Annotated in this window: 22 protein-coding genes; 13 read left to right on the top strand and 9 right to left on the bottom strand. The window is 67.6% G+C overall.

Annotated elements, in window-relative coordinates:
* Together AC1DS0_RS19135 and AC1DS0_RS19130 are read left to right on the top strand one after the other, a co-directional pair.
* Entirely contained in the window at nt 1-1029 is a 1029-nt protein-coding gene (locus AC1DS0_RS19135) for a Gfo/Idh/MocA family protein (RefSeq protein ID WP_476816062.1), read from the top strand.
* A 158-nt stretch (nt 1030-1187) separates the two neighbouring features.
* On the top strand, nt 1188-2339 hold the full coding sequence (locus AC1DS0_RS19130; protein WP_476815870.1) for an MFS transporter: 1152 nt from the start codon (nt 1188-1190) through the stop codon (nt 2337-2339).
* Between the two features lie 9 nt (nt 2340-2348).
* Here AC1DS0_RS19130 and AC1DS0_RS19125 read toward each other — a convergent pair whose 3' ends face one another.
* The 5 genes from AC1DS0_RS19125 to AC1DS0_RS19105 all read right to left on the bottom strand — a co-directional run bounded on the left by AC1DS0_RS19125 (nt 2349) and on the right by AC1DS0_RS19105 (nt 6508).
* Nucleotides 2349-2978 carry a TetR/AcrR family transcriptional regulator gene (locus AC1DS0_RS19125; RefSeq protein WP_476815869.1) on the bottom strand — a complete coding sequence of 210 codons (630 nt, stop codon included), beginning with the start codon at nt 2976-2978 and terminating at the stop codon, nt 2349-2351.
* A gap of 265 nt (nt 2979-3243) precedes the next feature.
* Nucleotides 3244-4947, bottom strand: coding sequence for an urease subunit alpha (gene ureC / locus AC1DS0_RS19120; RefSeq protein ID WP_476815868.1), 1704 nt, complete (start codon nt 4945-4947; stop codon nt 3244-3246).
* A gap of 1 nt (nt 4948) precedes the next feature.
* Nucleotides 4949-5260, bottom strand: coding sequence for an urease subunit beta (locus tag AC1DS0_RS19115; protein WP_476815867.1), 312 nt, complete (start codon nt 5258-5260; stop codon nt 4949-4951).
* 9 nt (nt 5261-5269) lie between these two features.
* Nucleotides 5270-5572 carry an urease subunit gamma gene (gene ureA / locus AC1DS0_RS19110; RefSeq protein WP_476815866.1) on the bottom strand — a complete coding sequence of 101 codons (303 nt, stop codon included), beginning with the start codon at nt 5570-5572 and terminating at the stop codon, nt 5270-5272.
* 30 nt (nt 5573-5602) lie between these two features.
* Entirely contained in the window at nt 5603-6508 is a 906-nt protein-coding gene (locus AC1DS0_RS19105; protein WP_476815865.1) for an urease accessory protein UreD, read from the bottom strand.
* A 240-nt stretch (nt 6509-6748) separates the two neighbouring features.
* Here AC1DS0_RS19105 and AC1DS0_RS19100 point away from each other — a divergent pair, with 240 nt between their 5' ends.
* Genes AC1DS0_RS19100 through AC1DS0_RS19090 form a run of 3 tightly spaced genes read left to right on the top strand, consistent with a single transcriptional unit; the run spans nt 6749 to nt 8760 of the window.
* A complete protein-coding gene (locus AC1DS0_RS19100) occupies nt 6749-7351 on the top strand; it encodes an urease accessory protein UreE (RefSeq protein WP_476815864.1) in 603 nt (200 codons plus the stop codon).
* Between the two features lie 59 nt (nt 7352-7410).
* On the top strand, nt 7411-8061 hold the full coding sequence (ureG, locus tag AC1DS0_RS19095; RefSeq protein ID WP_476815863.1) for an urease accessory protein UreG: 651 nt from the start codon (nt 7411-7413) through the stop codon (nt 8059-8061).
* A gap of 3 nt (nt 8062-8064) precedes the next feature.
* Nucleotides 8065-8760 carry an urease accessory protein UreF gene (locus tag AC1DS0_RS19090; protein WP_476815862.1) on the top strand — a complete coding sequence of 232 codons (696 nt, stop codon included), beginning with the start codon at nt 8065-8067 and terminating at the stop codon, nt 8758-8760.
* A gap of 17 nt (nt 8761-8777) precedes the next feature.
* Here AC1DS0_RS19090 and AC1DS0_RS19085 read toward each other — a convergent pair whose 3' ends face one another.
* Genes AC1DS0_RS19085 through AC1DS0_RS19075 form a run of 3 tightly spaced genes read right to left on the bottom strand, consistent with a single transcriptional unit; the run spans nt 8778 to nt 11007 of the window.
* Nucleotides 8778-9803, bottom strand: a complete 1026-nt coding sequence (locus AC1DS0_RS19085; protein WP_476815861.1) for an amino acid ABC transporter substrate-binding protein — start codon at nt 9801-9803, stop codon at nt 8778-8780.
* A 44-nt stretch (nt 9804-9847) separates the two neighbouring features.
* Entirely contained in the window at nt 9848-10486 is a 639-nt protein-coding gene (locus tag AC1DS0_RS19080; protein WP_476815860.1) for a L,D-transpeptidase, read from the bottom strand.
* Between the two features lie 14 nt (nt 10487-10500).
* Entirely contained in the window at nt 10501-11007 is a 507-nt protein-coding gene (locus AC1DS0_RS19075) for a hypothetical protein (RefSeq protein ID WP_476815859.1), read from the bottom strand.
* A 474-nt stretch (nt 11008-11481) separates the two neighbouring features.
* Here AC1DS0_RS19075 and AC1DS0_RS19070 point away from each other — a divergent pair, with 474 nt between their 5' ends.
* From AC1DS0_RS19070 to AC1DS0_RS19035, 8 genes are all read left to right on the top strand, one after another.
* A complete protein-coding gene (locus AC1DS0_RS19070; protein WP_476815858.1) occupies nt 11482-12501 on the top strand; it encodes an ABC transporter substrate-binding protein in 1020 nt (339 codons plus the stop codon).
* A 20-nt stretch (nt 12502-12521) separates the two neighbouring features.
* A complete protein-coding gene (locus AC1DS0_RS19065) occupies nt 12522-13304 on the top strand; it encodes an ABC transporter ATP-binding protein (protein WP_476815857.1) in 783 nt (260 codons plus the stop codon).
* A 1-nt stretch (nt 13305) separates the two neighbouring features.
* Complete coding sequence (locus tag AC1DS0_RS19060) at nt 13306-14121, top strand: ABC transporter permease (RefSeq protein ID WP_476815856.1); 816 nt, start codon at nt 13306-13308, stop codon at nt 14119-14121.
* Between the two features lie 22 nt (nt 14122-14143).
* Nucleotides 14144-14863 (top strand): GntR family transcriptional regulator, encoded by a 720-nt coding sequence (locus tag AC1DS0_RS19055; RefSeq protein WP_476815855.1) that lies wholly within the window; start codon nt 14144-14146, stop codon nt 14861-14863.
* Nucleotides 14860-15774: an Ldh family oxidoreductase gene (locus AC1DS0_RS19050; protein ID WP_476815854.1), complete on the top strand. Its 915-nt coding sequence runs from the start codon at nt 14860-14862 to the stop codon at nt 15772-15774. Before AC1DS0_RS19055 ends, AC1DS0_RS19050 begins: the two co-directional genes overlap by 4 nt.
* A gap of 20 nt (nt 15775-15794) precedes the next feature.
* Nucleotides 15795-17105, top strand: coding sequence for an acyl-CoA thioesterase/BAAT N-terminal domain-containing protein (locus tag AC1DS0_RS19045; protein ID WP_476815853.1), 1311 nt, complete (start codon nt 15795-15797; stop codon nt 17103-17105).
* 51 nt (nt 17106-17156) lie between these two features.
* The gene (locus tag AC1DS0_RS19040; RefSeq protein ID WP_476815852.1) at nt 17157-18047 is read left to right on the top strand and encodes a DUF1684 domain-containing protein; all 891 of its coding nucleotides are present in this window, start codon (nt 17157-17159) and stop codon (nt 18045-18047) included.
* 179 nt (nt 18048-18226) lie between these two features.
* Nucleotides 18227-19033 (top strand): YggS family pyridoxal phosphate-dependent enzyme, encoded by an 807-nt coding sequence (locus tag AC1DS0_RS19035; RefSeq protein WP_476815851.1) that lies wholly within the window; start codon nt 18227-18229, stop codon nt 19031-19033.
* Between the two features lie 80 nt (nt 19034-19113).
* On the opposite strand, the gene AC1DS0_RS19030 is transcribed toward AC1DS0_RS19035, so the two are convergent.
* Entirely contained in the window at nt 19114-20634 is a 1521-nt protein-coding gene (locus AC1DS0_RS19030) for a bifunctional metallophosphatase/5'-nucleotidase (RefSeq protein WP_476815850.1), read from the bottom strand.
* Nucleotides 20635-20653: the final 19 nt, after the last annotated feature.

Below are 20653 nucleotides of genomic sequence, written 5' to 3'. Positions count from 1 at the left end.
ATGCGGGTCGGGCTCGCAGGGTTCGGCGCCTGGGGGCGCCTGCATGCGCGGGTCTATGCGCAGCTGCCGGGCGCCGAGCTCGCAGCCATCTTCTGCCATGGCGATGCGACCGCCGAGGCTGCCGCGTCCGCTTATCCCGAGGCCCGCCTCGTCCGCAGCTTCGAGGACCTGATCACCCTGCCGCTCGACGTCGTCGCGATCGCCGTGCCGAACCATCTGCATGCGCGCCACGCCGTCGCGGCCCTGAGGGCCGGCAAGCATGTCATCCTGGAAAAGCCGCTCGGCGTCACTCTGGCCGAATGCGACGCGGTGCTCGCCGCGGCACAGGCGAGCGGCCGCAAGGTTGCGGTCAATCATGAATTGCGGGTGTCGCAGCAATGGCGGCAGGTGCGCGAGATCATCGCCGGTGGCGAGATCGGGCGCGTGACGCATCAGCACCTCTCGCTCTTCCGCCGCCCGTTTCGGCCGGGCTCGGGCGGCTGGCGGCAGGACGAGGCGCGGGTCGGCTCCTACAGCCTGGAGGAGCTCGTCCACTTCGTCGATCTCGTGATGTGGTACGCTAGGGAGAACGGCCTGCCCCACCGCGTCACGGCGCGCGCCAGCGACGGCTCGGCGATGCCGCAGACGCTCTCGGCCCTGCTCGACTGGCCGGATGGCTCGAGCGCGCTGGTGACGCAGTGCCTTGCCGGCTTCCAGCACCATTCCCTGCTCGAGATCGCCGGCAGCGCGGGCGCGATCCGCACCAGCTGGAGCGGCGCCTTCGACCGCGCCGAGCATCCGAGCTTCTCGCTCTGGGTCCAGGCGGCCGGCGAGAGCGATGCCGGCGAGCGCGCGATCGCCTTCTCGGGAGAGCTGTTCGAGCTCGAACAAAACCTTGCTTCGGCACTCGCCTCCTTCGCCGGCGAAGGCGAGCCATCGCTCAGCCTGATCGAAGCGCGCAACGCCGTGGCCCTCTGCCTCGCCATCCAGGAAGCCGGGCAAGCAGCGAGGCCGGTCTCGCTCGCCAACTACTGGACCGCGCCTGAATAGCAGCATCGCGACGGTGACACGGCCGCGCCGCTGTTCGAACGCTCGGATTGACAGCATCGCATGGCTTGCTAACCAAGCTCCCGAGGTAACGTCCTCGCTCCCCTCTAGGGGAGTTCAATGTCCGGGAACGGCCCGGCCCTTTTCGCTGGGGCCGGCCCATGACGATTGCCACGACCAGGACGGCAAGCTCAGTGCCGCTGATTCGCTGGTTCATCTCCTCCGCGACCCTGACCGTCCCGCAAGCCGCCGGGCCGGTCGCCTTTGCACTGGTCGCCTTGGCGCTGACGGGAGACACCAGCGGCGGGGCGGGGATGATCCTGGCGATGACGCTGGCCCAGGTCGCCGGTGCGATCCCGATTACCCGGGCAGGGCGGGGCCTGCCGCCAGCGAGCTTTCTGCGGCTGCTGATACTGTTCCGCACGGTGTCCCTCGGCGCCGTCGCCTTGCTGGCGTACTACTCGGCGCCCTTCGTCTGGCTGGTGGCGTTCTCGGCGCTGGCAGGGGCGGTGAACGGCGCGGCGTTCGGATATCTTCGGACCATCCTCAACCAGCTCACGCCGCCAACGAAGCTACCGAGGGCGCTCGGCATCGCGGCCACGCTGAACGAGGTGACGTTCGTCCTGGCTCCCGTAGCGGCTTCCGGACTGGGCACCATGTCCCCCGTATTCGCCGTTCTGGTCATCGCAGCCCTTGGCGCAATCCCGGCCCTGCTCGTTCCGACCGTGATGTCGACGCCGACGGAAGAGGTCCATCGGGCCGACGCCTCGGTCATCAGCCCGGCAATCCTGCTCTGGCTGGTCTGCGCCGCGGCAGGCAGCTCCACCGTGGCGGCATTGGAGATCGGCGCCGTCGCCCTGGCGCTGCATTTCGGCTACGCCCCTGCTCTGGCAATCCTCTTCACCGTCCCGCTCTGCATCGCCTCGGTGGCCGGCGGCATCTGGGTCAGCGTCCGCAACCGCATGGGAAGCCGCCGCGCCGTCCTGATCCAGTTGATGATCATGACGGCCGGGGCCATCCTCGGCGCGGCCCAGCTCTCGATGGCTGCGACAGTCCTTGGCGCCGTGTTGGTCGGAGCGGTTCTTGCTCCGTTAGGCACCCACTATTCGCTTGCCCTCGATTCCCTCGCACCGCCCGAAAAGCGGCCCGAAGTCTTCGCATTGCTGCGCACCGCAAATGCCACCGGGATCATCCTCGCCAGCGCGGTCATGACCGCCGTCTCGCTGGCAACGGCCCTGATCGTGGTGAGCTCGCTGATGGTCGCCGTCGTGATCGTCGTCGCCATGGCCTCGCGCCGGCATAGTCGCGCCTGATCGCAGCCGCTATCGCCCGGCCCTGATCCCGTCGAGCAGGGTCGCGATGGCCAGCGCCGCAACCTGGTCGCTGCTGGCGCCGCTGGCGCGCATCCATTCCGGCACGCGGTTTAGCCCGCCGAGGAAATACGGCACCAGCAGCTGCAGGTCGATGCTGGCATCGACCTCGCCACTGGCGACGCCGCCGGCGAAGAGATCGTGCCAGAGCTGGGCATAGGTTTCGCGCATCTTGCGGCTGCGCCGTTTGATGACTGGCGGCAGGTGCTCGTAGACGTGCATGTAGTTCTGGTCCTTGCCGACCAGACTCGAAATATGCACCCCGACCGCCGCGGACAGCCGGCCCGCGAACGGCGCGTCGGTCGGCAGGCTGCGGATCGCCTCCGCCACCCGGGCATGGAGCGTTTCGATGCCCTGGTTGAGGATCTCCTCGACGATCTCGTCCTTCGACTTGAAGTGATAATAGAGGCTGCCGGCCTTCATATCGATCAGCGCCGCCACCGCCCGCATCGTGCAGGCGCCATAGCCTTTGCGTACGATGATCTCGGCAGCGGCGGCGAGGATCTCGCCGCGCATCGGGCTTGGCTTCGTCACCTCCGCCGTCGCGGTCCGGGCCGGCTTTCTCGCGCTGCGTGCTCTCATGCCCTGCCTCGAGCGCCCTCGGCTCTCGCGGCGGCCGCATTCCGGCCGAATGCCCGTTCCGCGACGGGACGCAGGCTTTCGTCACTATCGCCCCTCGGGGCACTGATCAAGGCGACCCATCAAACGTTCGTTTCAGGTCGACTCACGCCACCGGCGCCGATCTTCTTGCCGTCCTTCACCGGGATCGTCCCCGGCACGGCGCGTCACTATCCCCAAGCCGATGGAACTTCTCCCACGGCGAAGTTCAGTGCTGGCTGCCCCTCCCTCAGAACAGGAAGTAGCGCTGCGTCATCGGCAGCGAGGTCGCGGGTTCGCAAGTGATCAGCTCGCCGTCGACGCGCACCTGGTAATTCTGCGGGTCGACCTCGATCTTCGGTGTCAGCGCGTTGTGGATCATGTCCTTCTTACGGACCCCACGCGTGCCCTTCACCGCCACCAGCTGCTTCTGCAGGCCGAGCCTGTCGCCGATCCCGTCATCGAGCGCCGCCTGCGAGACGAAGGTGACCCCGGTCTTGCCGCGGGCGCGCCCGAGCACGCCGAACATGGGCCGGTAATGGACCGGCTGCGGCGTCGAGATCGAGGCGTTCGGATCGCCCATCGGGGCGGTGGCGATCATCCCGCCCACCAGCACGAGCGACGGCTTGACGCCGAAGAAGGCCGGCTTCCAGAGCGCGAGGTCAGCACGCTTGCCGATCTCGATCGAGCCGACCTCATGGGCAAAGCCGTGGGTGATCGCCGGGTTGATCGTGTATTTGGCGACATAGCGCTTGCAGCGGAAATTGTCGTTGCGCGCGTTGTCTTCGGGCAGTGGCCCGCGCTGGACCTTCATCTTGTGGGCCGTCTGCCAGCAGCGCAGGATCGTCTCCCCAACGCGACCCATCGCCTGCGAATCCGACGACATCATCGAGAAGGCGCCGAGATCGTGGAGGATGTCCTCGGCTGCGATCGTCTCCTTGCGGATTCGCGATTCGGCGAAGGCCACGTCCTCGGGGATCCGCGGGCTGAGATGGTGGCACACCATCAGCATGTCCAGATGCTCGTCGATGGTGTTGACGGTGTAGGGGCGGGTCGGATTGGTCGAGGAGGGCAGGATGTTCTCCTGGCCGGCCGCTGTGATGATGTCCGGCGCATGGCCGCCGCCGGCTCCTTCCGTATGGAAGGAGTGGATCGCGCGGCCTTTCGTCGCCGCAAAGGTGTCACCGACGAAGCCGCTCTCGTTCAACGTGTCGGAATGCAGCCCGACCTGAACGTCCATCTCGTCGGCGACGGACAGACAATTGTCGATCGCCGCCGGAGTCGTGCCCCAGTCCTCATGCAGCTTGAGGCCGATGACGCCGGCCCGGACCTGCTCGCGCAACGGCTCGGGCAGGCTTGCATTACCCTTGCCGAGCAGGCCGATATTGAGCGGCAGGTCCTCGATCGCCTCGAGCATGCGGTGAATGTACCATGGGCCCGGCGTCACCGTGGTGGCGAGCGTACCGACGGAGGGGCCCGTGCCGCCGCCGACAAGCGTGGTCGTGCCGCTGGCAAGCGCCATCTCCGCCTGCTGCGGACAGATGAAATGGATATGGGCGTCGACGCCGCCGGCAGTCAGAATCTTGCCCTCGCCGGCGATCACGTCGGTGCCGGGACCGATGACGATGTCGACGCCGGGCTGGATGTCGGGATTGCCGGCCTTGCCGATCGCGGCGATGCGCCCGTCCTTGATCCCGACATCAGCCTTCACGATGCCCCAATGGTCGAGGATCACCGCATTGGTGATGACAAGGTCGGGCACCTCCGCGGCATTGCGCTGGCTCTGGCCCATGCCGTCGCGGATGACCTTGCCGCCGCCGAAGGTGACCTCCTCGCCGTAGATCGTGTGATCCGTCTCGATCTCGATCACGAGCTCGGTATCGGCGAGGCGGATGCGGTCGCCCTTGGTCGGACCGTAGAGCGAGGCATAGTTCTCGCGGGTGATGCGCGCCATCTCAGGCCTCCAGTCTGCCCATGACCCTGGCGTTGAAGCCGTAGACCACCCTGTCGCCGTCCAGCGCGACCAGCGCGACCGTGCGCGATTGTCCCGGCTCGAAGCGGACGGCCGTCCCCGCCGGAATGTCGAGCCGGAAGCCCCTCGCCGTCTCGCGCTCGAAACGCAGCGCCGCGTTGGTCTCGTAGAAATGGTAGTGCGAACCGACCTGGATCGGCCGGTCGCCGGAATTGGCGACCTCGATCGACCGCCGCTCGCGGCCGACATTGAGCTCGATCATGCCGTCCTCGATGAAGAACTCGCCCGGGATCATCTCGCCGCCTCACGGAATCGGGTTGTGGACGGTGACCAGCTTGGTTCCGTCCGGAAAGGTGGCTTCGACCTGCACGTCGTGAATCATCTCCGGGACGCCTTCCATGACATCCTCGCGCGTCAGCAGCGTCGCGCCATAGGACATCAGCTCCGCCACGGTACGCCCGTCGCGCGCGCCTTCCAGGATGGCCGCCGACAGATAGGCGACGGTCTCCGGATAGTTCAACTTGACGCCTCGTGCCTTGCGCCGCTCTGCCAGCAGCGCCGCGGTAAAGAGCAGAAGCTTGTCCTTCTCGCGCGGAAGCAGCTCCATCGCCTTCCCCCATCCTCGCAATCGATCGTTTCAGGTGGCCCAGATGCGCGGAATATCGGCCACCTTGCCCTGCCCCAGGCTCCGAAGCACGTTCCATGCCCGCACGAACAAGGCCTTGCCGTCCGCGACCCGCGGCCCGAGATAGCGGCAGACCACGGCCTCTTCGAGCTGGCTGACCGAGAAGACGCCGTCTCCCGCTGCGCCGATCGCGGCCCGCACCTGCTCCGCCGCATTCTCGGCGACCGTGCCGGCATAGACCATCGTTCCCCAGCTCGGCTGGCGGGCCAGGGAAAAGGCAGCCTCCAGCAGAGGCGAGCCGCCCCGCAGTTCCAGGCGCTCAAACCAGATCGGCCTGCCATTCCGGACGATCTCGATGCGCTGGCTGAGGCGCCCCGTCTCGAAGCGCTCGCCTGCAGCCGGGCGCCCAAGGCACAGGAAGTCCCAGCCGACATAGCTGGCGTCGGCGGCAAGCGACACCTTGGTCTCGATCCGCGCATCGGCCCCGTCGAAGACGATGGTTTCCTGCGGCAGGTATTCACAGACAGCGCCGGCGCCGACCGCGATATCGGCCGATTGCGTGCCGGCGCTGTGCTCGCTGCGGTAGAATTTCGTCGCGCCGGGGGTCGTCAGCAGCGCGCGCGCTCCGGCGTCGAGATGGAAGCGCAGATCGAGCCGGTCACCACCGGCGACACCGCCCGGCGGGTGCAACAGGTAGACATGGCAGGTCCCGTCCTTCTCCGGGTGGAACGGCCGCTGCACGACAAGCGGGCCGAAATGACGGCGGCGGACGAGGCGGGTCTTGCCGGCATTCAGCGCGAACCACAGCTCGAGCTCGGCAGGCCACGCGCTCGGTTGCGCCGCATACTGGGCGCGAGCCGGCGAAGCCACGGTCGAATGGGCCGGTTCGGAGGATCGAGTAGGCACAACTGCGTTCATGGACCGCGCTTCAGCCGGCGTAAGCCGCCCCATGCTTCAACCGAGAGCAATTTAGAGCCTGTATTATCAGCATTCGCCCATTGTTTGGGCAATTGAAGCAATTGATCCTCGATCGAGCGTTGACGAACATCCGGATCGAAGCTGTTCTGCAACCGGAGACTGACGCCCCGTCTCGCTTTGGGATAGTTCTCGGACTTTCATCCCAGCGCGAGCAGGACCGCGTCCGAAACGGGGTTCAGCATGTTGAAAGCGATAGCCGTCCGACGCGCGGGTGATGCGGCCACGCCGCATGAGCCTGTGCTCGGCCGCGCGGTCCTCGAGCACGACGCGCGGCATCTGCGCCGGCGCATGATCGAAACCATCGATGGCAACAAGGTTCTTGTCGACCTGCCCGAAACCGTCGTGCTGTCCGCCGGAGACGCCCTGGCGATCGAGGGCGGCGGCCTGGTCGAGATCGCCGCCGCCGACGAGCCGCTCTATGCGATCCGGGCCCGTGATCCGCTGCATCTTGCCGAACTCGCCTGGCACATCGGCAACCGTCATCTCGCCGCTTCCATCGCGACAAACCGCATCCTGATCCTGCGCGACCATGTCATCAAGGCCATGCTCGAAGGGCTCGGCGCCGAGGTCGAGGACATCGTCGCGCCCTTCGACCCGGTGCGCGGCGCCTATTCCGGCCATGGCCACAGCCACGCGCATGACCATGGACATGAACACGATCATGGCCACAGCCATGACCAAACGCATTCGCATGACCACGGGCACCATGATCACGGCCACGGGCATTCGCATCACCATGGGCATTCCCATGGCGACGGGAAGCACGATCACCATCACGGCTGAATCCGACGCGGGAAGCCTGTAGGCTGCATCACACGTCCATCGTTCGAGGCCCTGCGCTCATGATCTCGAAGAACGGCCCCCTCCGCGTCGGCATCGGCGGCCCCGTCGGCTCGGGCAAGACGATGCTCACGGAGAAATTGTGCAAGGCGATGCGGGAGGACTACTCCATCGCCGTCGTCACCAACGACATCTACACCAAGGAAGACGCCATGGTCCTGGTGCGTCGGCAGGCCCTGCCGGAGGAGCGCATCGTCGGCGTCGAGACCGGCGGCTGCCCGCATACGGCGATCCGGGAGGACGCCTCGATCAACCTGCAGGCCATCGCCGAGATCAACCGGCGGATCCCCGATCTCGACATCGTCTTCATCGAATCCGGCGGCGACAATCTGGCAGCGACCTTCTCGCCCGACCTCGCCGACCTGACGCTCTATGTCATCTCCGTGTGCCAGGGCGAGGATATCCCCCGCAAGGGCGGGCCGGGCATCACCCGCTCCGACTTCCTCGTCATCAACAAGAGCGACCTCGCCCCTTATGTGAACGCCGATCTCGACGTGATGCAGACGGATGCGGCCCGGATGCGCGGAAAGCGGCCCTTCGGCTTCACCGATCTCTCGCGCGGCAAGGGCCTCGACACGATCGTCGATTTCATCGTCGCGCATGGCGGCTTGCCGACGCAGCGCGCCAGCGAGGCCAGCCCGGCCGAGGCCTGAGAGATGGACGGCGCCCCAACCTCCGACGGCGACCGGGATTCGCTCCCGCTGCATCTGCTGCGCCTGGTGAGCCAAGGCCTGCCGGTCGGCGGCTTCTCCTATTCGCGCGGGCTCGAAGCGGCCGTCCATGCCGGTTGGGTCTCGGACGAAGTGAGCGCACGCGACTGGATCCTCGGCACGCTCAGGGCCAATGTCGCGCAGCTCGACGGCGCACTGTTCTGGCGCATGGCGACGGCGCTGGAGGAAGGCGACCAGGAGCGCTTCCTGATGGCCAATGCCTGGCTCGCGGCCGGGCGTGAAAGCCGGGAATTCCAGCGCGAGGACAGGCGGCAGGGCGAGGCGCTGCTGCGGCTGCTCGCCGATCTCGACGTCCCCGCCGCCCGACATCATGCTGGCGACACGCTGACCTACGCCGCCGCCTTCGCTCTCGCCGGCCAGCATTGGCGCATCGCCCCGGAAGCGGCCCTCAAAGGGTTTCTTTGGGTCTATGTCGAGGGGCAGGTGACCGCTGCGATCAAGCTCGTGCCGCTCGGCCATACCGCCGGCCAGCGCCTGCTCATCGAGGCCACCACGGCCATCGAGGAGGCTGCGGCCCAAGCCCGCTCGCTTGGCGACGATGAGATCGGTAACCTCGCTCCCGCTTTGGCGATGGCGAGCGCCTGGCACGAGACGCAGTACAGCCGCCTGTTCCAGTCCTGAAGCCGGACGACCGGCGCCTATCGCAGCGGCGGCGCGTAGAGCACGCCGCCCATGCTCCAGAGCTGGTTGAGGCCGCGCGGGATGCCGAGCTTCGAGCCGGTGCCGAGGTTGCGCTCATAGATTTCGGCATAGCTCCCGCCCGCCTTGACGGCGCGGACCGCCCAGTCCGCCTCGAGGCCGAGCGCCTTGCCGAAACCGCCCTCAGCACCGGTGAAGCGACGCACATCCGGCTTCTGCGACTTCAGTGCCTCATCGAGATTCGCAGCGGAGACACCGAGTTCCTCGGCATTGACCAGCGCAAAATTCACCCATTTCACCACCGTGAACCAGGGGAAGTCGTCGCTGCGCACCACCGGCCCGAGCGGCTCCTTCGAGATCACGTCCGGCAGCACGATCGCCTCGGCGGGCTTGGCCAGCCTGAGCCGCTCGCCGTGCAGCGCCGACTGGTCGCGGGTCAGCACGTCGCACTGCCCACCCTCGAAGGCGGCGAAGGCCTCGGCTGCGCTCGGATAGACCTTCTCCTCATAGGTCATCGAGTTGGCCTTGAAGAAATCGGCGAGGTTGAGCTGCGTGGTGGTGCCGGCCTCGACGCAGATCTTCGCCTTGTCGAGCGAGAGGGCTGAATCGACCTTGAGCGCGCGCTTCGCCAGGAAGCCCTGGCCGTCATGATAGGTGATGCCGGCGAACGCCAATCCGAGCTCGGCCTCGCGTCCCAGCGTCCAGGTCGAGTTGCGCGCCAAGAGATCGACCGTGCCGCCCTTCAGCGCATCGAAGCGCTGGCTCGCCGACAATGGGGTGAAGGCGACCTTGCCGGCATCGCCGAGCACGACCGCCGCGACGGCGCGGCAGAAATCGACATCGAAGCCACGCCAGGCGCCCTGGGCGTCCTTCTCCGAAAAGCCGACCACCCCTTCGCTGACCCCGCATTGCAACGCGCCGCGCTGCTTTACGGTGTCGAGCGTGCCGGCAGCGGCGGGAAGTGCGAAAGCCGCGAGGGCGGCGAGGCCGAGACCACAGCGGGCAATCCAGGAGACCTTCGACATGTCTGTCTGTTCCTTCTGCAGGTCGGCGGAGGCGGCGGGGCCGGTCACAGCGTCGCCTTGTGGCGGATGACGACCTTGGTACCGAGCGGCACGCGATCGTAGAGGTCGGCGATGTCGCCATTGGCGAGCCGGAAGCAGCCCGACGAGATCGCCTGCCCGATCGTCTCCGGCTGGTTGGTGCCGTGGATGCGGAAGACGGTCGAGCCGAGATAGAGCGCGCGCGCTCCCATCGGGTTGCCGGGGCCGCCGGCCATGAAGCGCGGCAGATAGGGCTGGCGCTGCAGCATCTCCGGCGGCGGGCGCCAGTCCGGCCATTCCGCCTTGCGGCTGACCTGGACCTGGCCGGACCAGGTGAAGCCCTCGCGGCCGACTCCAATGCCATAGCGCAAGGCCCGGCCATTGCCCTGCACCACATAAAGGAAGCGCTCGGCCGAATGGATCACCACGGTGCCGGGTGCCTCGTTCGAGCGATACAGCACCATCTGGCGGGCATAGGGCCCCTCGGTGATGCTGACCTCCTCGGTCGAGACACGGCCCGGCTCATCGCCGACGTCCATCGTCTCCTGGAGCGCCGCTGGCGGGCGCGGCTGCGCCGCCGCGACGCCCGGCAAGGCGAGAGCAGGCGCCAGCCCGAGCCCGGAGACGATCAGGCCGTGCAGGGCGGCGCGAATGATCTGGTTCATCTGATCGCCTCCGTTCAGCCGCAGCGGCTGTAGATGAAGGTGCCATAGCGGGCATGCACGTCGGGATCGACGAAGCGCGCCACGATTTCCTTCGGCTTCACCGACAGCAATTCACGGTCCTGCGGATCGCCGGCCGGCGCCTCGAAGCCGAGATAGGTCTTGCCCCCGGCTCCGGCCTTCAGCCTGAGCTCATAGAGCTTGGGATCGTCGGCGGCGTGCATCATCACGCCGTCGCCGGGGCCCTGCGCGATGACATAGGGCTGCTTGCACTGCGCCCGCGCCTCGGCTTCCGTGCGCTTGCGGTCCTTTTCCGTGTGAAAGGATGCGACACCCCAGCGCCCGATCAGGGCATTGCGCGAGATCCCGGCCGGGGCCGGCGCGCTTGCAGCACTATTCGAGGACGACGACAGCCCCTCGCCGCCACCGCAGCCAGCCAGCAGGAGCGGCAACGCGATGCCGCATGCCACGGCGCCCGCGGATCGCCGCATCGTGTCTCGAGCACGTCCGAGTTCGATCGTCATCGTTCCTCCTTGCAGCACGATAATCCATGCCGCGCCGCCGTCTCGGCTCCGTCATGCTCGTCCGTTCCCGGACGACTGCGGACCCTGGATTGTCGGGACTCCCGGCAAATTCGACACCGATCATCCAGCTTTCCCGAAAGCGAACCGGGAAACCGCATGAGAGCCGCAAAGGCAGCCGCGATCAAGCCGTCCATGACCTGCAGCCGAATGAACCGCGACGATCGGCTCCCAGGCGCCAGCTCCGGCGAGCACGCGGCAGCTGAACGAGCCGACGTCGAAGGCAGGCCGATCAGCACCAAGCGCAGTTATGGAAATATCAGATTGCGTGATTGATACATCAGTTGTAAGCAACCCTATCCGGGTGGACGCTCCGCCCGCCGGCAGCAGCTCCCGGTAGCGCTGCTTCGCGGGAAGTCGGTGGCGGCCTCGTCAGGCCCTGGAACCGACGGGCCACATTGGCGTATGGAGCCGCGCATGCCTTCAATCAGCCGTCGTGATCTCATGGCAGCTGCGGCCGCCACCGCCCTCGCTCCCGCCTTTGCCTCGACAGCCCGGGCCCAGAAGCTGCCCAAGGTCGAGTTCCTCTATTCGCCCTTCGCCGACTACGCGCCGTTCTTCGTCGCCAGGGAGCTCGGCTTCTTCAGGGAATTCGGCGTCGAGGTGACGCTCCAACCGAAGGGCGGCACGGCCGAGACCATCCAGCTGCTCGCCTCCGGCAACATCGAGGCGGGCGCCGCGACCTGGGGCGCCGGCCTGTTCAACGCGCTCGACCGCGGCGCCACCGTCGCGATCATCGCGACCTCGGCCCGGATGCCGGCGACGGTGCCCTCGCCCTCGCCCTTCATGATCTCGCAGAAGGCCTGGGACGCCGGCATCCGCAGCGTCGCCGGTCTCAAGGGCAAGCGCGTCGGCATTCCCGGGCCGAGCGGCTTCGGCATGTTCTCGGTCGCCAAGGCGCTGGAAAAGGGCGGGCTGACGATCGAGAACATCGAGCCGGTCTACCTGCCGCCGCCGGCCACGGCCGCTGCCTTCGCCAATGGCGGGCTTGAGGCCGGCTGGAGCATCGAGCCCTTTGCCCGGCAGCTCGAAAAGCAAGGCCTCGGCCGCCGGCTGGTCGAGGACCACACCTTCGGCACCGAGCTCGGGCTGATCGCCTTCAACCAGGACTTCGTCGCCAAGAACGAGGATGCAGTGGTGCGCTTCATGGCGGGCTATCTCAAGGCTGCCCGCCTGCTCGACAAGGGCGGCTGGCAGGACGACAAGATCCTCGACATCGTCGCGAAGTACACCGGGACCGAGCGCGACGCCCTGCGCGGCATCCCCTACACCGTCCGCTCCGAGGATGGCGCCATCGACATGGCTTCGGTGCGCGAGCAGGAGGAGTTCTTCCGCAAGCGCGGCGCGCTCGAATACAAGGGCCCGGCCAAGATCGATGCCGTCTACCGCCTCGATCTGCTGAAGCGCGCCAACGAGCTCGCCGCGAGCAAGCCCTGATGGCGCCGGCGCTCAAGCTCGTGAGCCCTGCTCCCCCCGAAGTGACCCGGCCCGCCATCGAGGTCGCCCATCTGACCAAGGCGTTCTACGACAGCGAGGGCGACCGGGTGACCGTCGCCGTCTCCGATGTCAGCTTCTCCGTGGCACCAGGCGAGTTCGTCTGCATCGTCGGGCCGAGCGGCTGTGGCAAGACCACGGTGTTGCGCATCCTCGCCGATCTCGAGCAGACGCTCAGCGGTACGATCAAGTTGCACAGCACGACCCCGCCGGCCATGGTCTTCCAGGAAGCCTCGGTCCTGCCCTGGCTGACCGTCTCGGAGAACATCGCCTTTCCACTCTGCCTCAAGGGCGTCTCGCGCGCTCAGCAGGACAAGCGGGTCGCCGAACTGCTGGCGCTCACCGGCCTCGCCGATTTCGCCGGGGCCCGGCCGCACCAGCTCTCCGGCGGCATGAAGCAGCGCGTCTCGGTGGCACGCGCGCTCGTCGACGACCGCGACATCCTCCTGATGGACGAGCCCTTCGGCGCGCTCGACGAGCAGACCCGCCTCACCCTGCAGCAGGAGCTGCTGCGCATCTGGGAGACGACCGGCAAGACCGTGGTCTTCATCACCCACAGCGTCGACGAGGCGCTGACGCTGGCCGACCGTGTGCTCGTGATGTCGCCGCGCCCCGGCACGCTGGTCGCCGACCTCAAAGTGCCGTTCGAGCGCCCGCGCGACGTCGTCGAGATGCGGCGCGACAAGCGCTTCTGGGATCTGACCTACGAGGTCTGGCATTTGCTGGCCTCCCCGGCGAGGGCCTGAGATGAGCGCCATCCCTGCGACCCTGACGGAAGACGAGCTGCGCCGGCTCAAGGCGCCCGCCCGGCGCGAGCAATGGTTCCGGCTCGCCTCCTATTTCAGCCCGCTGCTCCTGCTGCTGCTCTGGGAAGTGTCCAGCCAGCTCAACCTGATCGACCGGCGCTTCTTTCCAGCGCCGAGCGCGATCGCGCAGACTGCCTGGCGGATGGTGCTGAGCTTCGAGCTCTTCGACCATATCGGCGCCACGCTGCAGCGCGTCGGCGTCGGCTACGCCATGGGCGCGGTACCGGGCATCGTCATGGGGTTGATCCTCGGCCTGTCGCGGCCCACCCGGCGGGTGCTCGGGCCGATCTTCTCGGCGCTCTATCCCGTGCCGAAGATCGCCATCCTGCCGCTGATCCTGCTGATCTTCGGCGTCGGCGATGCCTCGAAATTCGTGGTCATCGCCATCGGCGTCTTCTTCCTCATGCTCTACAACACCATGAGCGGGGTAATGCAGACGCCGCAGATCTACATGGATGTCGCCAAGAATGCCGGCGCGAGCCGCCTCCAGACCTTCCGACGCATCGCCTTCCCAGCTGCATTGCCGAACATCTTCACCGGGCTGAAGCTCGCCGCCGGCTCCTCCTACATCATCATCGCCGCCGCCGAGTTCCTCGGCGCTCGCAGCGGCGTCGGCTTCTTCATCTGGGCGTCCTGGCAGACCTTCGCGGTCTCCCGGATGTTCGTCGGCATCGTGGTGATCTCGGCCATGGGCTACCTCACCATCCTCGCGCTGGAGGCGCTGGAGCGGCGCTTCGTGCCCTGGGCCAAGCACTGACGACGCTGGAGATCGAAGACTCATGAGCCTCGACACCAGCCCAGCCGCCACCGCCCATACCCCCGTTTCGGAGCGCATCTACCTCGCGCTCCGGCGGGAGATCATGCGCTGCGAGATCGCGCCGGGTACGACGCTCGACGCCGCCGCCATCGCCGATCGCTACGAGGTCTCGAAGACGCCGGTGCGCGACGCCATGCAGAAGCTCGCCGCCGACGGGCTGATCGCGATCCTGCCCCGCAGCGGCTATCGCGTCGCCGCCATCACCTTCCAGGCGGTCCACGAGATCCTCGATTTGCGCGCCGCCATCGGCCCGCACGCCGCCCGGCAGGCAGCGCGCTATGCCACCGCCGCTGAGATCGCCGAATTGCGCGGGATCGTCGCGGAATATGCCGCGCCGCTCGATGTCGGCGCCATGCAGCAGGTGGCGCGGCGCTTCCATGTCGCCATCGCCCGCTGCAGCCGCAACAAGCGCGTCATCGCTCTGTCGGAAAGCCTGTTCGACGAGCTCGAACGGCTGCTGCGCTTCGCCATCGACTTCACCGTCAAGGCCGGGCAGCATTCCGACGAGCATACGGCGCTGGTCGATGCGATCGAGGTCGGCGACGGCGAGCGCGCCGCCGCGATCGAGACCGCCCATATCCGGCATGCCCGCGAGTTCCTGATCGAGCGCCTGATGACGCTGGGCTATCTCTCGGAAAACGAAATCAGGATCGGCGGCGCCACGCGGAGCACCGGCCCATGATCGCGGGCCCCGATGCAGTAGCAAAGCTGTCGGCCGCGCTCGGCGACAGCCCGGCGGCAAGGCTCGCTGCTTCCGCTCTGGTGGAGGCCGACGCGCTCGGCCTGCCGCGCTTTGGCATCGCCATGCTCGACGAGTGGACCGCCGACGCCGCGCCTCTCCCGACGACGTACGAGCCGCAGGCCATAAGCTGGCACGACAGCTCCTCTTGTTTCGCGCCGCTCGCCGTCGCGGCCGCCACGCTCGATCTCGAAGTCGCCGCCCAGCAGTTCGGCCTCGCCGCCATCTTCCTGCGCGGCGTCCGCGGTTTTGGCCGGCTCGCCCCCTTCGTCCGCCATATCGCCGATGCCGGGCTCGTTGGCCTTGCTGGCGCCGAAGGCCCGCCCTTCGTCGCCCCGCATGGCGGCACGCAGGCCGTGATCGGCACCAATCCGCTCGCTATCGCCATGGGCCGGAGCGAGGAGCGCGTTCTCATCGACGTCGCGAGCAGCAGCGCCACCATGGCCGATATCCGTACCGCCCGTGCCACCGGCAGGCCTTTGCCGGAGGGAATCGCGCTCGATGGCGATGGCCGCCCGACGAGCGTCGCCGCCGAAGTCGCGGCGCTGCTGCCGCGCGGGGGCCAGGTCGGCTCGCTGCTCGGGCTCGTGGTCGAACTCATGGCGGGGATCGCCGGCGGCGGCCGCGGCGATCCGAAAGGGCGCGGCGTCTTCCTCCTCGCCTTCGATCCTGCGGCCGCGGAGGAGTCCACTGACTGGCAGGCCAAGCTCGCCAGATTGAAGAGTGATTGGACGACTGGCGGCGGCCACTGGCCACGCGGTGGCGGTCTGCCGGCGGGAGCCACGCTGGATGCGGAGTTCGCCCAGCGTCTCGATGCCTATCTCGACCGCATGACAGGCCAGGGAAACCGGTGATGCAACGGACACTAGCCTAGATGACGACGCCCTCCACCTCCCGGCCCGTTCTCACGGTCACGCCTGCCGACGGCCAGATCGACGAACCGCGCCGGATCACCGTCACTGGCCTAGCTCCCGATGAGCTCGTCGCCGTCTCCGCCCGGACGCTGCGCTCGCGCGGCGTCGTCTGGGACAGCCAGGCGACCTTCATGGCCGACGCCGATGGCGTGGTCGACCTCAGCCGCGACGCGCCGGTCGGCGGCGACTATGCCGAGGTCTCGGCGATGGGCCTGCTCTGGGGCCAGCACCCGGCTGAAGGCACGAGCCAGGAGCTTTTCGCCGACGACGTCATGCAGCCCTTGTGGACGGCGCTGACCGCCGAGACCGCTAACGGCGCCCGCGCCGAGGTCGAGCTTCTCCAGCGCTTCGCCGCGCCGGGGGTAACGCGCCGGGAAATCCGCGAGGACGGACTCGTCGGCACGCTGTTCACGCCGGCAGGTCCGGGCCCGCACCCCGTGGTGGTCGTGCTCAACGGCTCGGGCGGCGGCACCAACGAGCCGCGCGGCGCGCTCTACGCCTCGCATGGCTACCAGGCCTTTGCGCTCGGCTATTTCAAGGCGCCCGGCCTCTCGCCCTTCATCACGGAGACGCCGCTCGAATATCTCGAAACCGGCCTGCGCTGGGCGCACCGCGAGCTCCAGCCGCGGGACGGTTTCGTCGCGGTCAGCGGCCAGTCGCGCGGCGGCGAGCTCGCTCTCCTGCTGGGCGCAACCTTCCCGGAGCTCGTCTCGGCCGTGATCGCCTATGTGCCTGGCGCCATGGTCCATGGCGCCCAGGGCGCCGGCGATCCGGCGCGCGGCGGCTGGCAGGGCGTGACCTGGACCAGGGGCGGCGTGCCCCTACCCCATCTCTGGCAGGACAATGCCGCCGTGCACTGGCATCCCTGGGCCGGCGATGCCCCGCCCAGCCGGCACCATTCCGTCTTCTTCGAGGGGCTGAAGGATCGCGCCCTGGCCGAACGTTCCCGCATCCCGGTGGAGCAGATCGCCGGCCCGGTGCTGCTGGTCTCGGGCCGCGACGACCGTGCCTGGCCCTCCAGCCTCTATTCGCGGATGGTGGTCTCCACCTTGAGCCGGCACGGCCACCGCCACCTCGTCCGCCATCTCGACTTCGACGATGCCGGCCACGCCATCAACCTGCCCTTCGTGCCGACGACGCAGCTCAGCCGCGAGCACCCGGTCTCGAAGGTGCCCTACACCAGCGGCGGCACGCCCTCCGGCAATGCCAAGGCCGATGACGGCTCCTGGCGCGGCGTCCTCGCCTTCCTGGCCGAGGTCACCGGCCGCTAGGCCGGCACTCGGCCCCAAGCAGACATTCAAAGCCTTCGAAGGACAACGACCATGCCGACGCGAGAACATCTGGAAGGCCAGTGGCGCGAATGGCGCCATGCCCATGTCGCCACCATGTTCCGCCCCTATGGCTGGACCGCGCTCGTCGCCCAGTACTGGCTTGAAGACAGCGACCGCGACGTCGCCTTCGAGCTGCTTCCCGGTCGTTGGTCGATCGAGAACGGCCGGGTCATCTTCACCCCGCCCGCCTCGGGGCCGACCCTGTCGGTGAATGGCGAATACCCGGCGGGCCCGGTCGAGATCATCCCAGGGCGCAACCAGACCTATGGCCATGGCAAGAGCGTGCCGGTCTATTTCGGCGTGAACGAGGTCGAGACCATCGTCCGCACCAAGCATGACGGCAGCCGGCTCTACGGTGTCCGCGTGCGCGACCCGCGCCAGGCGACGCGCCTGGAGGATGCCGGCGTCACCGCCTTCGACTACGATCCCGCCTGGCGCCTTCCCGGCGTCTACACCCCGGCCGAGCGCGTCGAGTTCGAGGCCGAGACGGTGGAGGCGGGCGTGCGCGAGACGACGCCGCGCATGGGCACCTTCACCTTCAAGCGCGACGGCAAGAGCCACACGGTCGCGCTCATCGGCAAAGACACGCCGACCGGCGTGCAGCCCGTCGCCCATGTCCGCGACAAGACCAGCGGCCCGATCACCTATGGCGCCGGCCGCGTCATCGAATTGCAGTTCACTGATGCGGCGAACACCCGCATCGACTGGATCGACTTCAACTATGCGGTGGCGCTGCCCTGCGCCTTCACCAATTTCGTCACCTGCCCGCTGGTCCCGCCCGAGAACCATCTCGACTTCGAGGTACTGGCCGGCGAGAAGCGCCCGGCGCAGAGCGTGGCGCGGACGATGACCTATCAGCCCAAGGCAGGCATTGCCCGGTAGAACAGCTTCGAGCGAAAGCGCGCCTACAACTGGCCCATCGCAATAACATCCAACTGGACGTTTTGCCCGGGCCAGCTCTGCGCCTATGTCACAACTAGACTGGCCACGCATACGGAAGATGATGCTTCGCCCATGCCAGTTTCTGGCTGCCGCGACGGGCGCCGACGGGGATTGGAACGTTGACTGCTGCAGAGTTCGACCAGCCCCCGACCGACACATCGCTCTCCGCCGCTGATATCGAGCACTTCGGCCCAGATCCGGTCGGCACGTTCCGCGCCAATCTCGCCGCCGTGGAGGAGCGCATCGCCCGGGCCTGCGCGCGCGCCGGGCGGGACTGCGCCTCGGTGCGGTTGCTGCCGATCACCAAGACCGTGCCGGCACAGGTTCTGCGCTGCGCCTTCGCGGCGGGCATCATCGCCTTCGGAGAGAACAAGATCCAGGAGGCGATGGGCAAGCGCGAGGCGCTGGGCGATCTTGCCATCGACTGGAGCATCGTCGGCCATCTCCAGAGCAACAAGGTCAAGTATCTCACCCGCTTCGCCCGGGAGTTCCATGCGCTCGACAGCCTGAAGCTCGCCGAATTGCTCGACCGGCAACTGGAGCGCGATGGCCGCAGCCTCGACGTCTACCTGCAGGTCAACACCTCCGACGAGGACAGCAAGTTCGGCCTGCATCCGGATGCGCTGCTGCCCTTCGTCGACCGGCTCGGCGAATTCCCGCAGCTGCGACCGCGCGGCTTGATGACGCTCGCTCTGTTCAGCTCCGACATGGCGCGGGTGCGCCCCTGCTTTGCCCTGCTGCGCCGCCTGCGTGACGAGGCCGCTACCCGCCATCCCGACCTGACCGGCCTGTCCATGGGCATGACCGGCGATTTCGAGGAAGCGATCGCGGAAGGGGCGACCGTGGTCCGGGTCGGCCAGGCGATCTTCGGCAAGCGCCCCACCCCGGACGGGCATTACTGGCCGGGCTTCGCGAAGTCTGGCTGACTTCTCGCATCGGTTCCGACCGCTGAACAGCGGTCGGAAGGACCGCAGGGGTTCCCGTCAGGACGACCAGGCAGCGCCGCCTATTTCAGCACCGCCCGCCCCTCGACCTTGGCTTCGACCGTGCCGAGGCGGCGGATATAGACCATCACCTCGTTCGCCATCAGCTTGCCGTCGGTCAGGCCGATCAACGTCTTGCCGCGGCCGAGCGCGGTATAGCCGTCGCCGCCCGTCAGCATGAAATTGTTGGTGGCGACGGTGTATTTGCCGGTCGGATCGATCTCCTTGCCGTCGACCTTCACGGAGGTGACGCGCGAGCCCTGCGGCTGCTTGAGGTCGGCCTCGAAGATAAGACCGGACACCACCGGGAAGCGGCCGGAGCCCTGAGGGGCATCGCGCAGGCCGTTCTCGATCGCGTCCTTCACGTCCTTGCCGGTGATCTCGACCATGGAGGTCGCATTGCCGAAGGGCAGTTCGCTCAAGACGTCGCGCCGCGTCAGCTTGTGGCCGGCGGGATATTGCTTGTTGGCGCGGATGCCGCCGGCATTGGTGATGGCGAGCTGCGCGCCGGTCGCGGCCCTGATCGCGTCGGCGATCAGATTGCCGATCGCGGTCTCCTGCGTGCGGATCACCCCGGTGCGCGAATCGAGCGGGGCGCCCAGTGTCGCGATCTCGATATCGAGTTCCTTCGACAACTCGGTCTCGTAGCCCTTGACGATGGCGGCGACCTCGGGATCGGGTGTCGCGGCGCGGCTGTCGTTGACGCGGAAAGTCGGCGTCCACTCGACCTTGCGATTGGCGCCCTCGCCCGAAGCCTTGGCGGCGATGTCGATCGCGGTGACGTAATTGCCCTCCTCGTTCGATTCGACCATTACGACCTTGCCGTCATAGGCGATGGCAAGGTCGTGGTCGTGGCCGGTCAGCAGGATGTCGACGACCCGCGAGCGCACGATCTCGTAGTCCATCGCCCGGTCGGCATGCACGACTGCGACGAGGATGTCGGCGCCCTCGCTTTTCAGCTTGCGCGCCTCGCGCCGCAGCGCCTCCATGGTCGAGGAGAATTTCAGGTCGCCGGGATTGGAGAGCTGCGGCGTCGGGTCGAAGGTCGTGCCGATCACCCCGACCTTGATGCCGCCGAGCTCGAAGATCTGGGAATCCTTGTGGCCCGGCAGCGGGTTGCCGGCAGCATCGCGCAGATTCGCCGCGAAGGTCGGATAGGTCTGTGCGGCAGCGAGCTTGAGATAATTCTCCTTGCCGAAGTCGAATTCGTGATTGCCGGGCACGAAGACGTCGATGCCCATCTTGTTCTGCATCGCGACGATATGGGCGCCCTGGTCGAAGCCCGACATCAGCGAGGGCGAGTAGCAGTCGCCGGCATGGCAGAACAGGACCGGCACGCCGCGCGCCCGTTCGGCCTTGGCGATGCCGGAGGCCCGGGCGAAGCCGCCTTTGCCCTTGTCGTCGCTCATCTTGTAGATGTCGTTGACCAGCAGCAGCGTGAAGCTCGCAGGCGGCGTCTGCGCTTTCGCGACCGGCGTGGTGGCGGCAAGGGCTGCGGGTGCGCCGAGAACGCGAAGCGCGTGGCGGCGGGTCATCTTGGTCATCGGCGTGAACCCCTGCGGT

The sequence above is a fragment of the Allobosea sp. P4_H5 genome, from assembly GCF_056400825.1.
The sequence above is the reverse complement of the archived record's forward strand: the minus strand, read 5'-3'. Positions and strand labels throughout refer to the sequence as shown.

Excerpts from the sequence above, each read along its gene's own strand:
- AC1DS0_RS19135 (WP_476816062.1), top strand. The coding sequence starts at position 1 with ATGCGGGTCGGGCTCGCAGGGTTCGGCGCCTGGGGGCGCCTGCATGCG.
- AC1DS0_RS19130 (WP_476815870.1), top strand. The coding sequence starts at position 1,188 with ATGACGATTGCCACGACCAGGACGGCAAGCTCAGTGCCGCTGATTCGC.
- AC1DS0_RS19125 (WP_476815869.1), bottom strand. The coding sequence starts at position 2,978 with ATGAGAGCACGCAGCGCGAGAAAGCCGGCCCGGACCGCGACGGCGGAG.
- ureC (WP_476815868.1), bottom strand. The coding sequence starts at position 4,947 with ATGGCGCGCATCACCCGCGAGAACTATGCCTCGCTCTACGGTCCGACC.
- AC1DS0_RS19115 (WP_476815867.1), bottom strand. The coding sequence starts at position 5,260 with ATGATCCCGGGCGAGTTCTTCATCGAGGACGGCATGATCGAGCTCAAT.
- ureA (WP_476815866.1), bottom strand. The coding sequence starts at position 5,572 with ATGGAGCTGCTTCCGCGCGAGAAGGACAAGCTTCTGCTCTTTACCGCG.
- AC1DS0_RS19105 (WP_476815865.1), bottom strand. The coding sequence starts at position 6,508 with ATGAACGCAGTTGTGCCTACTCGATCCTCCGAACCGGCCCATTCGACC.
- AC1DS0_RS19100 (WP_476815864.1), top strand. The coding sequence starts at position 6,749 with ATGTTGAAAGCGATAGCCGTCCGACGCGCGGGTGATGCGGCCACGCCG.
- ureG (WP_476815863.1), top strand. The coding sequence starts at position 7,411 with ATGATCTCGAAGAACGGCCCCCTCCGCGTCGGCATCGGCGGCCCCGTC.
- AC1DS0_RS19090 (WP_476815862.1), top strand. The coding sequence starts at position 8,065 with ATGGACGGCGCCCCAACCTCCGACGGCGACCGGGATTCGCTCCCGCTG.
- AC1DS0_RS19085 (WP_476815861.1), bottom strand. The coding sequence starts at position 9,803 with ATGTCGAAGGTCTCCTGGATTGCCCGCTGTGGTCTCGGCCTCGCCGCC.
- AC1DS0_RS19080 (WP_476815860.1), bottom strand. The coding sequence starts at position 10,486 with ATGAACCAGATCATTCGCGCCGCCCTGCACGGCCTGATCGTCTCCGGG.
- AC1DS0_RS19075 (WP_476815859.1), bottom strand. The coding sequence starts at position 11,007 with ATGACGATCGAACTCGGACGTGCTCGAGACACGATGCGGCGATCCGCG.
- AC1DS0_RS19070 (WP_476815858.1), top strand. The coding sequence starts at position 11,482 with ATGCCTTCAATCAGCCGTCGTGATCTCATGGCAGCTGCGGCCGCCACC.
- AC1DS0_RS19060 (WP_476815856.1), top strand. The coding sequence starts at position 13,306 with ATGAGCGCCATCCCTGCGACCCTGACGGAAGACGAGCTGCGCCGGCTC.
- AC1DS0_RS19055 (WP_476815855.1), top strand. The coding sequence starts at position 14,144 with ATGAGCCTCGACACCAGCCCAGCCGCCACCGCCCATACCCCCGTTTCG.
- AC1DS0_RS19050 (WP_476815854.1), top strand. The coding sequence starts at position 14,860 with ATGATCGCGGGCCCCGATGCAGTAGCAAAGCTGTCGGCCGCGCTCGGC.
- AC1DS0_RS19045 (WP_476815853.1), top strand. The coding sequence starts at position 15,795 with ATGACGACGCCCTCCACCTCCCGGCCCGTTCTCACGGTCACGCCTGCC.
- AC1DS0_RS19040 (WP_476815852.1), top strand. The coding sequence starts at position 17,157 with ATGCCGACGCGAGAACATCTGGAAGGCCAGTGGCGCGAATGGCGCCAT.
- AC1DS0_RS19030 (WP_476815850.1), bottom strand. The coding sequence starts at position 20,634 with ATGACCAAGATGACCCGCCGCCACGCGCTTCGCGTTCTCGGCGCACCC.